The organism is Streptomyces sp. NPDC058401 (assembly GCF_042722885.1).
Classification (GTDB): domain Bacteria; phylum Actinomycetota; class Actinomycetes; order Streptomycetales; family Streptomycetaceae; genus Streptomyces.
Genome location: NZ_JBHXKA010000108.1, coordinates 12,378 through 28,124 on the forward strand (window position 1 = coordinate 12,378; position 15,747 = coordinate 28,124).

Consider the following 15,747-nt stretch of genomic DNA (forward strand, 5'->3'; position numbering starts at 1 on the left):
AGGTATCGCGATCACGCACGAAGGAGTGCACGTGCCCGGAGAGAATCTGTCCCGTGACGAGGCCCGCGAGCGGGCCGAGCTGCTGTCCGTCGACGGGTACGAGGTGGTCCTCGACCTGAGGTCCGCGGTGGACGAGGCCGAACCGGCCGACGGCCCCAGGACGTTCCGGTCGGTGACCACCGTCCGCTTCCGGGCCGCCGCTCCGGGAGCCGCGAGCTTCGCGGACCTCATCGCGCCCCGGGTGAACGGCGTGACCCTCAACGGGCGCGAGCTGGACCCGGCCGTCGTCTTCGACGGCGCGCGGATCGCCCTGGACGACCTGGCCTCCGAGAACGTGCTCGTGGTCGACGCCGACTGCGCGTACAGCCGGACCGGCGAGGGCATGCACCGCTTCGTGGACCCGGAGGACGGCGAGGTCTACCTCTACACCCAGTACGAGCCGGCCGACGCCCGGCGGGTGTACGCGAACTTCGAGCAGCCCGACCTCAAGGCCCCGTACCGCTTCGAGGTGACCGCGCCCGAGGGCTGGCAGGTCTGGAGCAACGGCGCCGAGGAGTCCCGCGAGGGCGACACCCGGCGCTTCGCCGAGACCGCGCCGATCTCCACGTACATCACGTGCGTGGTCGCGGGGCCGTACCACTACGTCACGGACTCCTACACGCGCGGGGACCTGACGATCCCGCTCGGCGCGATCTGCCGCAAGGGGCTGGCCAAGCACTTCGACGCGGACGAGGTGTTCCTCGTCACGAAGCAGGGCTTCGACCTCTTCCACGAGATCTTCGACTACCCGTACCCCTTCGGGAAGTACGACCAGGCCTTCGTGCCGGAGTACAACCTCGGCGCCATGGAGAACCCGGGGATGGTGACCTTCCGCGAGGAGTACATCTTCCGCGGGAAGGTCACCCAGGCCTCCTACGAGCGGCGCGCGAACACGATCCTGCACGAGATGGCGCACATGTGGTTCGGCGACCTGGTCACCATGAAGTGGTGGGACGACCTGTGGCTGAAGGAGTCCTTCGCGGACTTCATGGGCTCCTTCGCGCTCGTCGAGGCCACCCGCTTCGACCAGGCCTGGGTCACCTTCGCCAACAGCCGCAAGGCATGGGCCTACCGGGCCGACCAGCTGCCGTCCACGCACCCGATCACGGCCGACATCCGTGACCTGGAGGACGCGAAGCTGAACTTCGACGGCATCACCTACGCCAAGGGCGCGGCGGTGCTCAAGCAGCTCGTGGCGTACGTGGGCCGGGACGCCTTCCTGGAGGGCGCACGGCGCTACTTCAAGGCGAACGCCTACGGGAACACCACCCTGGACGACCTGCTGTCGGTGCTCGCGGAGGTGTCCGGGCGGGACATGGCCGAGTGGTCGCGCGCCTGGCTGCAGACGGCCGGAGTGAACGCGCTCACCCCGGTGGTGACCTGCGACGCGGGCGGCCGGGTGACCGAGCTCGCAGTGGTCCAGGACGGCGAAGAGCTGCGCCCGCACCGGGTCGCGGTGGGCCTGTACCGGATCGACCCGGACGGCGCGCTGGTGCGCTACGCGCAGGCCGAGGCGGACGTCGCGGGGGCGCGGACCGTCGTCGGCGAGCTGGCCGGGCAGGAGAAGCCGGCCCTGGTGCTCGTCAACGACGAGGACCTCACCTACTGCAAGATCCGCTTCGACGAGGCCTCCCTGGCCACGCTGCGCTCGCACCTGGGCTCGGTGACGGACCCGCTGAGCCGCGCACTGTGCTGGTCGGCGCTGTGGAACCTGACCCGTGACGGGCTGATGCCGGCGCGGGACTTCGTCTCGCTCCTACTGGCCCACGCGGGCCGGGAGACCGACGTCGGCGTGCTCCAGATGCTGCACGCGCAGGCCCAGACCGCGGTCAGCCGCTACGCGGCGCCCGACTGGCGGGAGCAGGGCGGCAAGCTGCTGGCGGCGTGCGCGCTGCAGGAACTGCGGTTCGCGGAGCCGGGCTCCGAGCACCAGCTCACCTGGGCCCGCTTCTTCGCGGCGGGTGCGGCGACCGAGGGCGACTTCCAGCTGCTGCTGGGGCTGCTGGAGGGATCGGCGCGGATCGACGGGCTGGAGGTGGACCAGGAGCTGCGCTGGGACTTCCTGCTGCCGCTGGCCGCGCACGGGGCGATCGGCGAGGAGGTCCTCGCGGCGGAACTGGCGCGGGACGACACGGCGTCGGGCAAGCGGCACCAGGTCCGGTGCCTGGCGGCGCGGCCGTCCGCGGCGGTCAAGGACCAGGCGTGGGTCGCGGTGGTCGAATCGGACACGCTGTCGAACGCGCTGGTCGAGGCGACGATCGCGGGGATGCAGCAGTCTTCGCAGCGGGGGTTGCTCGCGCCGTACACCGGGCCCTACTTCGACGTCATCGAGCGGATCTGGGCCGACCGGTCGATCCAGATCGGCATGGACGTGGTGCGGGGGCTGTACCCGTCGCTGCAGGACTCGCAGGGGACGCTGGACGCTACGGATGTGTGGCTGTCGGCGCACGAGTCGGCTGCGCCGGCGCTGCGGCGGCTGGTGCTGGAGTCGCGTGACGACCTGGCCCGGGCGCTGCGGGCGCAGGCCTGCGACGTGGCGGCGGGCTGACCCTTCGGGGCATTCCCCTACCCGCCCTTCCACCGTTCCCTGGGCTCCGCCCAGACCCGCGCCTCAAACGCCGGCGAGGCTGGATTTTCCAGCCCGCCGGCGGTCGTGCGCAGACCAGCCCTTCGGCAGTCGAACGCCCGTACTTTAGCCCCGGCTTGTCCCGGTTTGCCGACGGATGTGTAACAGGGGTTAGCGAGGCCATGGCCTGAGGGAATCTCTGCGTCATGAACCACAACGCACCCCTCCCCCTCGCCCACCTCACCGACAACCGCCCCCGCGTGCTGTCGCTGGCCCAGCTCCGTGAGCACGGGGTCTCCGCCTCCGACGCCGCCGAGCGGTCCTGGCAGCAGATCCTGCCGGGGGTGTTCCTGCTCCACTCCGGGACCGCGACGAGCGAGGAGCGGCTGCACGCGGCGCTGCTGTACGCGGGGCGCCGCGGGGACGAGGTCATGATCACCGGGCTGGCCGCGCTCGCCCTGTACCGGTTCTCCTCCGCCCCCGCTCTGCTCGGCCTCCCCCAGATCGACGTGCTCGTCCCGAACACCCGCCGGCTGCGCTCCGCCGGACAGGTCCGCATCGTCCGCACGCACACCCCGCCCCGGCCGGTGGAGGTCACCGGGCTGCCCGTCGCCCCCGTGGCCCGCGCCGTCGCCGACGCCGTCGCCCAGCTCTCCGACGCCGGTACGGTCCGCCGCCTGCTCAGCGAAGCCGTCCGCGCCGGGCACTGCGAACCGGCCGCCGTGGTGCGGGAGCTGACGGTGGCCCGGCTGCTGAACCGCCCGCACGTGGTGGACGCCGTCGAATCGCTGCTCGCCGAGGGCCGGGCCATCGCCGAGGACCGGCTGTACCAGCTCGTACGGGGCTTCGAACTCCCCGAGCCCGTCTGGAACGTGGACCTGCGGCTGCCCGGCGGCCCGCACCTGGGCGGGGTCGACGCGTACTGGCCGGAGCAGGCGGTGGCCGTGGAGATCGACACCCGGGCCCCGCGCCAGGGCGAGGACGAGGCGTGGTCGGAGTCGGTCCGCAAGCGGGAGACCCTGGAGCGGTGCGGGGTGACCGTCCTGCACATCACCCCGCGCAAGCTCCGCGACTGGCCCGAGCAGCAGGCGGCGGTCGTACGGACCGCCCTGACGGCGTCCGCCGACCGCGAGCCCGCCGCCTACCTCGTCGTCCTGCCCCGGTGAGGGCCCGACCGCCGCAGCCCCGGCTGCCGCAGCCCCTACCCCGCAGGCTGCCAAGGCGGCGCGGGCAGCGCCGGATTGGCCGGCGAGTACTCCGGGGTGCTCCACAGCAGCCGCCCCGGGTGCACGCTCTCCACCACCGATTCGATCCGGAAGCGGACCCGCCGGTCCCCGCCCGCCCCGAACTCGGGTTCCGCCCGCCCGCTGAGCTGGAGCAGCGCCCCGCTCTCCCAGTCGGGGAACAGCAGCCCGGCCCGCGGGTCCGCCAGCAGGTTCCCCAGGGTGAGGAACATGGCGTTGCCCGCGTAGTCCGGCCAGGCCAGTTCGGTCGGGGACAGCACCTCGACGAAGCCCGGCATTCCGCCCCGGTGGCTCGCGTCGGCCCCGTCCGCCCCCGCGGAGGTGGCCACGAAGAAGGTGTCGGCGGCGCGGACGGCCCGTTCCTGGTCGGGGGTGAGCGCGTCCCCGCGCCGCACGACACCGGCTCCTTCGGCGGCGAGCTGGACAGGCTGCCGCTTCTGGAGGTACTTGGGGCAGTTGGCGAAGACCCGTTCGGCCGTCAGCGCGAAGCCGCCGGGGGTCACCTCCAGGGTTCCGCCCAGCCGCATCCGGCGCCGGGTGCGCGGGTCGAGGGAGATGGTCCCGACCCGGGTGCCGGCGGTGGCCAGTGCCTCGGTGAGCGGGTCGCCCCCGGGGATCCCGCCCTTGACCGCGATCCGGTCCGGCCCGGTGGCCCGTACGAAACCGGGGGCCCCGGTCAGCAGTGAGGCCCAGAACAGGCCTTCCGGATCGGCCGCGCCGACGACCAGGTGCGGCTGCAGCCCCAGGAAGGCCGCCGCCACCTCCTTGATGTGCGGGGTGATGGACTGCCCGACGTGCACGGCGTGCTCGCGGACACCCACCCGCTCCTGGACGGCCAGCGAGCCCCAGTGGTACCCGGACATTAGAAGAACCCGCAGGTCGGGGCCCCTGTGGTGGGAGCCTCGGCGCCTTCGGCGCCGCTCGGCACGGAGATCTCCAGACGGGTCCCGTCGGGGTCGTGGAAGAAGATCCCGCCGGAGGCCGCCCCTTCGCCGTGGGCGACGATCCCCTCGTAGGCGAAGTCGACGCCCAGGGCGCGCAGCCGCTCCTCGTACGCCCGGACCTCCTCGATGGCGTCCGCGGAGAGCGCGAGGTGATGCAGTCCGGCCGCGGCGGGTGCGTAGGCCCCCTCCGCCTGCTGCCACAGGGTGAGCACGAGCTCGCCGTCCTGGCCGAGGAAGGCGAAGCGCCGTTCCTCTTCCTTGCCCTCGCCGAGCAGCTCGAAGCCGAGGCCGTCCCGGTAGAAGACGAGCGACCGGTCGAGATCCGTGACGTTCAGGCCCACGTGGCCGGTGCGCAGCTTGCTGATGACGGTCGTCACAACGGTTCCTTCCCCGGAAACTATCCAAATTTCTAACCTTCTAAATCGAGATTAAAGGTTAGAGCCTGAGGAGTCAACCGCTCACGTACCCTTGAGGGGTTAGTGCCACGAGGAGGCGGACAGATATGACGGCGGCGGACAAGACGGCGGATCCACGACCCCTGACCGGGGAACCGGTGGCCCTGGACCTGCTGAACACCCGATGGGTCCAGGACGGCGAACCCGTCGACCTCTTCGCCGGGGCCTTCGGCCTCACCCGCGTCGAAGGGCTCGCGGTCTGGCTGGAGAGCACCGGCCTGGCCGGCCGCTTCCGCGCCGACGCCGCGACCCTGGTCCACCTGCTCACCGCCCGCGAGTCGCTGGCCCGCGCGGTCGCGGACCCGGCCGACGAGAGCGCCCGCGCCCTGGTCGACGCCGTCCTGGAACACGGGCGGATCCGGGCGACCCTGACCGCCGAAGGGCCCGGCGAGCGCACGGAGTTCGACGACCCGACCTGGGGTCCGGCCTGGACGGCCGCCCGCGACTACCTGGAGCTGCTGGGCTCCGACCCGGGCCGGATCCGCAAATGCGCCTCGGAGACCTGCGTGCTGCGCTTCCACGACATCTCGCGCAACGGCACCCGCCGCTGGTGCTCGATGTCGGCCTGCGGAAACCGGGCGAAAGCATCCCGCCACTACGCGCGCACGCGCGAGCGCTGAACGCACGGAAGTTGTCACACCTGATCTGAGACCGGGGCCCGCCCCGCCCCTGACGCACGGTCGGGAAGTCTACAAATCCATGTTCCACCCCGAAGGTTCGCACCGGTACGGTCCGGTACGAGCCTTCTGGCGTATGCCCCGAGCTGGCGGGAGTCCGCCACGGTAGGTATCGGTCCGTGACAACTCTCCCCAAAGAGCTGTCACTTACGCGAGGCTGACCGGTCATCCGGCACCGAAATCCGGACCGTACCTTTCACTTAGCCAGGGATGCTGATGACCCTCGACTCCCCCAGCTCCATACCCGGGGCCCGACGCGCCGCGCGCGTCGCGGCCGCGGCCGGCCTGGTGGCCGCCCTCGCGGCCACCGGCGCCATGCCCGTCTTCGCGGCGACCGGCTCGAATACCCCCGCGCCCAACCCTGCGGTGAAGTCGGCCGAGGAGAAGCTCGGCTCGGCCGACGCCGAACTGCTCCAGGAAGCCAAGACCAAGGGCGAGAAGACCGTCACGGTCATGGTCGCGACCGCCCCCGGCGAGACCCAGCAGGTGGCCAAGCAGCTCGACGACGTCCAGGGCGCCTCGGTGGGCCAGACGTACGACAAGCTCGGCTACGTGCGGGCCACCCTGCCGACCGACAAGGCGGAGGCCGCGCTGAAGGCGGCCGCCAAGCTGTCCGCCGTGCACGGCATCGACCTGCGGCACGAGATCCAGCTGCCGGACCCCCGTCCGGACGCGGGCCGCGAGACCGGGACGGCGAAGAAGACCGCCGAGACGTACCCCGGGCCGAACAAGAACACCCCGGCGAAGAACCCGTACAACCCGTCCTTCGAGACGGGTGCGCTGGACTTCCTCAAGAAGAACCCGAAGGCCGACGGCCGCGGCGTGACCATCGGTGTCCTGGACTCGGGTGTCGACCTCGGTCACCCCGCGCTCCAGAAGACCACCACCGGCGAGCGCAAGATCGTCGACTGGGTCACCGCGACCGACCCGCTCGCCGACGCCGACGCCACCTGGCGGGCCCAGATCACCCCGGTCACCGGTGGCACCTTCACCGCGGGCGGCGGCAGCTGGAAGGCTCCGGAGGGCTCGTTCCAGTGGAGCCGTTTCACCGAGTCGATCACCGCGACCGGTGACATGGCGGGCGACGTCAACCGGGACGGGGACACCACCGACCGGTTCGGCCTGCTCTACGACCCGGTCGCCGGGACCGTCCGCGTCGACACCGACCAGGACAACGACTTCACGAACAACGAGCCGATGAAGCCGTACAAGGACGGCTACCAGATCGGCTACTTCGGCACGGACAACCCGGCGACCGAGGTCGCCGAGCGCATCCCGTTCGTGATCGAGATCCGCAAGGACGTCCCGATGGACCCGCTGGGCGGTGACTGGATCGGCAAGAAGGCCGACTTCGTCAACGTCGGCATCATCGAGTCCGAGCACGGCACGCACGTCGCGGGCATCACCGCCGCGAACGGCCTGTTCGGCGGCGCGATGAACGGCGAGGCGCCCGGCGCGAAGATCGTCTCCTCGCGCGCCTGCTCCTGGTCCGGCGGCTGCACCAACATCGCGCTGACCGAGGGCATGATCGACCTCGTCGTCAACCGCGGCGTGGACATCGTCAACATGTCGATCGGCGGCCTGCCGGCCCTGAACGACGGCAACAACGCGCGCGCCGAGCTCTACAAGAACCTCATCGACACCTACGGTGTCCAGCTCGTCATCTCGGCGGGCAACGAGGGCCCCGGCATCAACACCATCGGCGACCCCGGTCTCGCGGACAAGGTCATCTCCGTGGGTGCGGCGGTCTCCAAGGAGACCTGGGCGGCCAACTACGGCTCCGGCGTGACCAAGAAGTACAACATGTTCCCCTTCTCCTCCCGCGGTCCGCGCGAGGACGGCGGGTTCACGCCGACGATCACCGCCCCCGGCGCGTCGATCAACACCATCCAGACCTGGCTGCCCGGTGCACCGGTGAAGGAGGCCGGCTACACCCTGCCGGCCGGTTACGGCATGCTCCAGGGCACCTCGATGTCCTCGCCGCAGGCGGCGGGCGCCAGCGCCCTGCTGATCTCGGCCGCCAAGCAGCAGAAGATCGCCCTCACCCCGGCGGCCCTGCGCATCGCGCTCACCAGCAGCGCGAAGAAGATCGATGACGTTCCGGCGCACGCCCAGGGCGCGGGCCTGATCAACATCCCCGGCGCGTGGGAGTCCATCCAGCGCGGCGCGAAGGCCAACGAGTTCACGGTCAAGGCCCCGGTCGACACCGCGATCGACCAGTTCCTGAAGACCCCGGGCTTCGGCACCGGCGTCTACGACCGCGAGGGCGGCCTGAAGGTCGGCCAGAAGAAGGTCTACGACGTCGTCGTCACCCGCACCACGGGCGTCAAGTACGGCACCCCGCACCAGCTGAGCTGGCGCAACGACGACGGCACGTTCAAGGTCATCGGTGGCTACGACTACGTCACCCTGCCGCTGAACAAGCCCGTCACCATCAAGGTCGAGGCCAAGGCCAAGACGGCCGGCGTCCACAGCGGCATCCTGCAGCTCGACGACCCCTTCACCGAGGGCATCGACAAGCAGATCCTCTCCACGGTCGTCGTCTCGACCCCGCTGGCGAAGCCCGCGTATCGCTACTCGGACACCTCGTCCGTGCAGCGCAACAGCCACAAGTCGTACTTCGTGACCGTTCCGGCGGGCGCGAAGACCCTTGAGGTCGCCCTCGGCGGTCTGAAGCCGGGCAGCCAGACGCGCTTCATCTCGATCCACCCGTACGGTGTGGGCGTCGAGGACAGCGCGACGACCCAGTGCTACCCGAACTACGACAACCCGGCCAACCAGTGCCGCCCCGACCTGCGTTCGTACCCGAACCCGCAGCCGGGCGTCTGGGAGATCGAGGTCGAGTCGCGCCGTACGTCGCCGCTGCTCGACAACCCGTTCAAGCTGGACGTCTCCGTGCTCGGCGCGGCCTTCGACCCCGCGGTCAAGGTCCTGCCCGAGGTCAAGCAGGGCACCCCGGCGCCGGTCCAGTGGACCGTCAAGAACGACGGGGCCGCCATCTCCGGCGGCAAGCTCCAGGGTGGTGCGCTCGGCTCCGCGAAGGTCGCCAAGCCGACCATCGCCGCCGGTGAGACCCACACCACCGAGGTCACGATCGGCGAGGGCGTCTCCCGCCTCGACATCGCGATCGGCAAGGTGTCCGACACCGCCGCCGACCTCGACCTGGACGTGTACAAGGACGGCGTCAAGGTCGGCACCTCCGCCGACGGCGACTCCGAGGAGGCCGTGAGCCTCGTCAACCCGGCCGCGGGCACCTACACCATCGAGGTGTTCGGCTACGCGATCCCGTCCGGCTCCACCACGTACGACTACCGCGACGTCTACTACTCGGCCGCCCTGGGCACCGTCCAGGTCGACGAGGCCGCCGCGGTCAACCTCGCCAACGGCGCCTCGGCGACCGTCTCCGCGAACGTGCTGGTCAACAGCGCGGCTCCGGAAGGCCGCCAGTTCTTCGGCGAGGTCAAGCTGCTCAACGCCCGCGGCACCGCCGCCGGCACCGGCAGCGTGCAGATCGAGAAGGTCCTCCCGTAACCCGGTAGCGGCCTGAACACAGCGGGGGCGGTGCTCGTCAGAGCACCGCCCCCGCCTGTTTTCCCCGTCCCTCCCCTGCCGGCTTCCCCGCCGGCTTCCCCCTCGGGCGCGGGCTACTTCCCCAGCGAGCTCAGGTCCTGTGCGTACGTGCCCACCGCGTGGGCGATCACGTCCAGGTTGGTGTCGAAGGCCTTCAGGTCGATGTTCTTCAGGGTGTCCCCCGCCCCGTGGTAGTTCGGGTCGTACGGGGCCCCGGCCGTGCCGCCGTACCGCTTGGCCTGGTCCGGGGTCTTGATGCCCTCCGCCCCGGTGAAGGTGCCGCCGGCCGGGATGCCGTTCGCGATGAAGGGGCCGTAGTCGGAGCGGCCGTCGAAGTCGCTGCCCTCGTGCGGCTTGGCCTTCTTGTCGAGGAACCCGTTGATCAGCGCCTCGATCTGCGCCGAGCCGGCCGGTCCGGCGCCCTCGCCCACCTTGTCCGAGTCGTCGCCGTCGTAGACGAACTGGGCGGGGTTCGGCGAGGCGATCATGTCGAAGTTCAGGTAGAGCGCGATGTTCTTCTTCTGCTGCTCGGACAGCTGCGCCACGTAGTGCTCGGAGCCCAGCAGGCCCAGCTCCTCCGCCGACCACCAGGCGAAGCGGACCTTGTTGGCGGTCTGCTTGCCCTTGCCCTTCTTGTTGGCGCCCTCGTCCGCGAGCTTGAGGGCCACCTCCAGCAGGCCGGCCGAGCCCGAGCCGTTGTCGTTGATGCCCGGGCCCTCGGGGACCGAGTCCAGGTGGGAGCCGACGGCGACCACGCGGTCGGCGCGGCCGCCGCGGGTCTCGGCGATCACGTTGCGCGTGGTCTTCTTCAGGTGCTCCTGGTCCAGCTCCAGCCGCACGCTCACCTCGCCCTTCGCCGCGGCCGCGGCCAGCGCCTCACCGTCGGCGAGGGTGATGCCGGCGCTGGGGATGATCCCCTCGGCGGGCGAGGAGAAGGAGCCGCGGACCGGGGTGGTCCCGCTGTGGTTGTAGACGATCACGCCGAGGGCGCCCGCCTCGGCGGCGGCCCGCTGCTTCTCCACGAAGGTGCAGGTGCCGCGCTTGACCAGGGCGATCTTCCCGGTGAAGGCGCCGGCCGCGTAGTCGTCGGCGGTGCAGCCGGGGCTCTCGTCGACCCGGGCGAGGGCCAGCGGGGCGGTCAGGCCGCCGGCCGGGGTGGACTGGGTGAAGGTGAAGGCGGCGGTGGCCAGCTCGCGGGGCTCCGCGCCGCTCAGGACGGTGGTCTTCTCCGTCTTCGTGTGCGCGTCGTAGATGTCGAAGTCCTGGTACGAGACCTCGTACCCGGCCTTCTTCAGCGTGTCGTGGACGTAGGCGGCGGAGGCCGCGTGGCCGGGCGTGCCGGCGGCGCGGTTGCCGCCGTTGGCGTCGGCGATCTTCTGGAACTTCGCCAGGTGGCGGTAGGCACCGCGGGCGGTGACCTCCTCCACCAGCTCCCGGGCGAGGCGGCCCTCGCGCGGGTGGGCGGCGGCCGGAGTGGCGGCGAGCAGGACGGGTGCGGCGACGGCGGCGGCCGCGAGGGCGGCGAGCGCCGGTATGGACCGGCGGCGGTGGCGGATGGCGCGCACGGTGTTTCTCCCCGAGTTCGAAGTGCGGAACGGGCGTCCGGATTGCGGACGCGACAAACGGGACCGTAACCGGCTCCGACCAGGCCAAACACCCGCCGCGCGGCGGTGCAACACGGCCGCCACGGAGTTGTCACCGGGGTTCACACGCAGAACACCGTCCGCTCCTCGGACAATGGATTGGACAAGGCTCGTGGGGTCGAACGCATGATGGCTTCACGCGCGCCCGCGTCGTACGTACCAAGAGGAGTCACCGTGAGGGTCGGAATCGTCGGAGCCACCGGACAGGTCGGCGGAGTCATGCGCGGCATCCTCGCCGAGCGCAAGTTCCCGGTGGACGAGCTGCGGCTGTTCGCCTCGGCCCGCTCGGCCGGCTCCACCCTCGAATGGGGGGGCCGCGAGATCACCATCGAGGACGCCTCAACGGCCGACTACACCGGCCTGGACATCGTGCTCTTCTCCGCCGGCGGCGCCACCTCCAAGGCCCTCGCCGAGAAGGTCGCCTCGCAGGGCGCCGTCGTGATCGACAACTCCTCCGCCTGGCGCCGCGACCCCGAGGTCCCCCTCGTCGTCTCCGAGGTCAACCCGCACGCGATCAAGGACCGCCCCAAGGGCATCATCGCGAACCCGAACTGCACCACCATGGCCGCGATGCCGGTGCTGCGCCCCCTGCACGACGAGGCCGGTCTGACCGCGCTGATCGCCACCACCTACCAGGCCGTGTCCGGCTCGGGCCTGGCGGGCGTCGCCGAGCTCAAGGGCCAGGCCTGCGCGGTCTCCGAGGCCGCCGACCAGCTGACCTTCGACGGCGACGCGGTGGAGTTCCCCGAGCCCGCCGTCTACAAGCGTCCGATCGCCTACAACGTGATCCCGCTCGCGGGATCGATCGTCGACGACGGCTCCTTCGAGACCGACGAGGAGCAGAAGCTCCGCAACGAGTCCCGCAAGATCCTGGAGATCCCGGAGCTCAAGGTCTCGGGCACCTGCGTGCGCGTACCGGTCTTCGCCGGCCACTCCCTCCAGGTCAACGTCCGCTTCACCCGCCCGCTGAGCGTCGAGCGCGCCTACGAGCTGCTGCGGGACGCCCCGGGCGTCGAGCTCTCGGAGATCCCGACCCCGCTGCAGGCCGCCGGCAAGGACGCCTCGTACGTGGGCCGCATCCGCGTCGACGAGACCACCGAGAACGGCCTCGCGCTGTTCCTCTCGAACGACAACCTCCGCAAGGGCGCCGCGCTGAACGCGGTCCAGATCGCGGAGCTGGTCGCGGAGGAGCTGCGCCAGGGCTGACGCCTGTCGGGCACGTGTGAGGGGGCGGCACCGCGACGGTGCCGCCCCCTTCCCGGGTCAGGGCCGGCGCACCTCGTAGTGGAAGCAGCCGAACTCGGCGGCCCGGATCTGCACGAGGGCCACGTCGGGGTCGGCGAACGCCTCGTCGAGGGCGCGCCCGACCACACGGTCGGGGTCGTCTCCGAGGTCGAGCACCCGCCCGCCGAGGATGTGCCCGCGGGAGCTGTACCGCCGCGCGGTGCGCTGCGCGCCCGCCCGGGCGAAGGGGTACCCCCGGCCGCCGGTCGGCCCGCCGCAGTCCTCGGTATGGACGAAGACGGGCCCCTGCTCGTCGTACGCCCCCGGATCGGCGCCCGTAACGGCGGCCCAGCGCCGCAGCGGTGCGTAGGAGACGAGCGCGATGCGCTCTCCGGCCACGCTCGGCCGCAGGCAGCACCTCAGCGGCGCACCACCCTCGCGGTCGGCGTACGGGGCGCACTCCCGCCCCGCGTCGTCACGTACGCGGAGCTCCTTGAGCGCCGCCTCCTCGATGGGCCTCGCCCGGTACCTGATGGTCATGCCCACCAGCCTCGCGCCGCAGCCCGCCGCTGTCCGGCAGGTTTCCGCCCTCGCGTTCACGCGGCCCGGCGTGGTGAAGGTCTGCCGTGAAAGGATGGGCGGCAACGTCACCATCGAAGGAGATGACCGCGTGCCAGGCACGAATCTGACCCGTGAAGAGGCTCAGCAGCGCGCAAAGCTGCTCACTGTCGACTCGTACGAGATCGAGCTCGATCTCAGCGGCGCGCAGGAGGGTGGCACCTACCCCTCCGTGACCACCGTGCGCTTCGAGTCCGCCGAGGCCGGCGCCGAGACCTTCATCGACCTGGTCGCTCCGGCCGTCCACGAGGTCGTCCTCAACGGCAAGTCCCTCGACGTCGCCTCCGTCTTCCGGGATTCCCGGATCGCGCTGGCACACCTCGCCGCCGGGGCCAACGAGCTCCGCGTCGTCGCCGACTGCGCCTACACGAACACCGGTGAGGGTCTGCACCGCTTCGTCGACCCGGTCGACGAGCAGGCGTACCTGTACACCCAGTTCGAGGTCCCCGACTCGCGCCGGGTGTTCGCGAGCTTCGAGCAGCCCGACCTGAAGGCGACGTTCCGGTTCACCGTGACGGCTCCCGCGGGCTGGACGGTCATCTCGAACTCCCCGACGCCGGCTGCTCCGGCCGACAACGTCTGGCGCTTCGAGCCCACCCCGCGCATCTCCACGTACATCACGGCCCTGATCGTCGGCCCGTACCACGCGGTGCACAGCTCCTACGAGGGCGCGGACGGGCAGTCCGTCCCGCTCGGCATCTACTGCCGGCCCTCGCTCGCCGAGTTCCTCGACGCCGACGCGATCTTCGACGTGACCCGGCAGGGCTTCACCTGGTTCCAGGAGAAGTTCGCCTACGACTACCCCTTCGCGAAGTACGACCAGCTCTTCGTGCCGGAGTTCAACGCGGGCGCGATGGAGAACGCCGGCGCGGTCACCATCCGCGACCAGTACGTCTTCCGCTCGAAGGTGACGGACGCGGCCTACGAGACGCGCGCCGAGACCATCCTGCACGAGCTCGCGCACATGTGGTTCGGCGACCTCGTCACCATGGAGTGGTGGAACGACCTGTGGCTGAACGAGTCGTTCGCCACCTACACCTCCATCGCCTGCCAGGCGTACGCGGAGGGCTCGAAGTGGCCGCACGCCTGGACCTCCTTCGCCAACTCCATGAAGACCTGGGCGTACCGGCAGGACCAGCTGCCCTCCACGCACCCGATCATGGCCGACATCCGTGACCTGGACGACGTCCTGGTCAACTTCGACGGCATCACGTACGCCAAGGGCGCCTCCGTCCTCAAGCAGCTCGTGGCCTACGTCGGCCAGGACGCCTTCTTCAAGGGCGTGCAGGCCTACTTCAAGGCGCACGCCTTCGGGAACACCCGCCTGTCGGACCTGCTGGGCGCCCTGGAGGAGACCTCCGGCCGCGATCTGACCGCCTGGTCGAAGGCGTGGCTGGAGACGGCCGGCATCAACATCCTGCGCCCGGAGATCGAGACGGACGTCTCCGGCGCGATCACGGCCTTCGCCGTCCGCCAGGAGGCCCCGGCCCTGCCGGCGGGCGCCAAGGGCGAGCCCGTGCTGCGCCCGCACCGCATCGCGGTCGGCCTGTACGACCTGGCCGACGGCAAGCTGGTGCGCACCGACCGGATCGAGCTGGACATCGACGGCGGCCTCACGGCCGTACCGGAGCTGACCGGCCGGACCCGTCCGGCCGTGGTCCTGCTGAACGACGACGACCTGTCGTACGCCAAGGTCCGCCTCGACGAGGTGTCCCTCGCCAACGTCACCGCGCACCTGGGCGACTTCACCGAGTCGCTGCCGCGCGCCCTGTGCTGGGCCTCGGCCTGGGACATGACCCGCGACGGCGAGCTGGCCACCCGCGACTACCTCGCCCTCGTCCTGTCGGGCATCGGCAAGGAGTCGGACATCGGCGTCGTCCAGTCGCTGCACCGCCAGGTCAAGCTGGCCGTGGAGCTGTACGCCGACCCGGCGTGGCGCGACCAGGGCCTGGCCCTCTGGACGGAGGCCACGCTGGAGCACCTGCGCGCGGCCGAGCCGGGCAGCGACCACCAGCTGGCGTGGGCCCGCGCCTTCGCGGCGACGGCCCGCACCGAGGAGCAGCTGACGTACCTGGCGGCGCTGCTGGACGGCTCGGCCGAGGTCAAGGGCCTGGCCGTGGACACCGAGCTGCGCTGGGCGTTCCTGGAGCGGCTGGTCGCCACGGGCGTCGCCGACGAGCCGGCCATCGCGGCCGAGCTGGAGCGGGACAAGACGGCGGCGGGCGAGCGGCACGCGGCCACCGCGCGGGCCGCGCGTCCGACGGCGGAGGCCAAGGCGGAGGCGTGGGCCTCGGTCGTCGAGGGCGACTCGCTGCCGAACGCGGTGCAGGAGGCGGTGATCGGGGGCTTCGTCCAGATTGACCAGCGCGAGCTCCTCGCCCCGTACACGGCGAAGTACTTCGCGGCGGTCAAGGAGGTCTGGGAGACCCGCAGCCACGAGATCGCCCAGCAGATCGCGGTCGGGCTCTACCCGTCCCTCCAGGTCTCCGCGGAGACCCTCGCGGAGACCGACGCCTGGCTGGCCTCGGCCGAGCCGAACGCGGCCCTGCGCCGCCTGGTCTCGGAGTCCCGCGCGGGCGTCGAGCGCGCGCTGAAGGCACAGGCGGCCGACGCGGCGGCCTCGGGTTCCTGACCCGGCGGCACGGTACGAACGGGGGCGGGCGCCGGGGGGGGGTGGGCGGGGGGGGCCCCCTGCCCGGGGCCGCCGGCCCGCGTGAGGAGATGAAAAATATTTTTATAGTGTAGAAGGATGGGTTAGTCAAAGAAA

Annotated in this window: 10 protein-coding genes; 6 read left to right on the plus strand and 4 right to left on the minus strand. The window is 71.2% G+C overall.

Features of this window, described 5'->3' with window-relative positions; genetic code table 11:
• Positions 1-31 precede the first annotated feature (31 nt).
• Positions 32-2,587, plus strand: coding sequence for an aminopeptidase N (pepN, locus tag ACFWNV_RS30090; RefSeq protein ID WP_383953129.1), 2,556 nt, complete (start codon positions 32-34; stop codon positions 2,585-2,587).
• A gap of 224 nt (positions 2,588-2,811) precedes the next feature.
• Entirely contained in the window at positions 2,812-3,771 is a 960-nt protein-coding gene (locus ACFWNV_RS30095) for a hypothetical protein (RefSeq protein ID WP_383953131.1), read from the plus strand.
• Between the two features lie 35 nt (positions 3,772-3,806).
• Here ACFWNV_RS30095 and ACFWNV_RS30100 read toward each other — a convergent pair whose 3' ends face one another.
• Together ACFWNV_RS30100 and ACFWNV_RS30105 are read right to left on the minus strand one after the other, a co-directional pair.
• On the minus strand, positions 3,807-4,712 hold the full coding sequence (locus ACFWNV_RS30100) for a pyridoxamine 5'-phosphate oxidase family protein (protein ID WP_383953133.1): 906 nt from the start codon (positions 4,710-4,712) through the stop codon (positions 3,807-3,809).
• Positions 4,712-5,170 (minus strand): VOC family protein, encoded by a 459-nt coding sequence (locus tag ACFWNV_RS30105; protein ID WP_383953135.1) that lies wholly within the window; start codon positions 5,168-5,170, stop codon positions 4,712-4,714. The genes ACFWNV_RS30100 and ACFWNV_RS30105 overlap by 1 nt, the downstream gene beginning before the upstream one ends.
• A gap of 125 nt (positions 5,171-5,295) precedes the next feature.
• Here ACFWNV_RS30105 and ACFWNV_RS30110 point away from each other — a divergent pair, with 125 nt between their 5' ends.
• Positions 5,296-5,868, plus strand: coding sequence for a CGNR zinc finger domain-containing protein (locus ACFWNV_RS30110; RefSeq protein WP_383953137.1), 573 nt, complete (start codon positions 5,296-5,298; stop codon positions 5,866-5,868).
• Between the two features lie 273 nt (positions 5,869-6,141).
• Complete coding sequence (locus ACFWNV_RS30115) at positions 6,142-9,456, plus strand: S8 family serine peptidase (protein ID WP_383953139.1); 3,315 nt, start codon at positions 6,142-6,144, stop codon at positions 9,454-9,456.
• A 113-nt stretch (positions 9,457-9,569) separates the two neighbouring features.
• On the opposite strand, the gene ACFWNV_RS30120 is transcribed toward ACFWNV_RS30115, so the two are convergent.
• Positions 9,570-11,060, minus strand: a complete 1,491-nt coding sequence (locus ACFWNV_RS30120) for a M28 family metallopeptidase (protein ID WP_383953141.1) — start codon at positions 11,058-11,060, stop codon at positions 9,570-9,572.
• Between the two features lie 252 nt (positions 11,061-11,312).
• Here ACFWNV_RS30120 and ACFWNV_RS30125 point away from each other — a divergent pair, with 252 nt between their 5' ends.
• Positions 11,313-12,344 (plus strand): aspartate-semialdehyde dehydrogenase, encoded by a 1,032-nt coding sequence (locus ACFWNV_RS30125; protein WP_383953143.1) that lies wholly within the window; start codon positions 11,313-11,315, stop codon positions 12,342-12,344.
• 57 nt (positions 12,345-12,401) lie between these two features.
• Here ACFWNV_RS30125 and ACFWNV_RS30130 read toward each other — a convergent pair whose 3' ends face one another.
• Complete coding sequence (locus tag ACFWNV_RS30130) at positions 12,402-12,902, minus strand: DUF1203 domain-containing protein (RefSeq protein WP_383953145.1); 501 nt, start codon at positions 12,900-12,902, stop codon at positions 12,402-12,404.
• 130 nt (positions 12,903-13,032) lie between these two features.
• On the opposite strand from ACFWNV_RS30130, the gene pepN (ACFWNV_RS30135) reads away from it, so the two are divergent.
• The gene (pepN, locus tag ACFWNV_RS30135) at positions 13,033-15,612 is read left to right on the plus strand and encodes an aminopeptidase N (RefSeq protein WP_383953147.1); all 2,580 of its coding nucleotides are present in this window, start codon (positions 13,033-13,035) and stop codon (positions 15,610-15,612) included.
• The last annotated feature ends 135 nt before the right edge of the window (positions 15,613-15,747 follow it).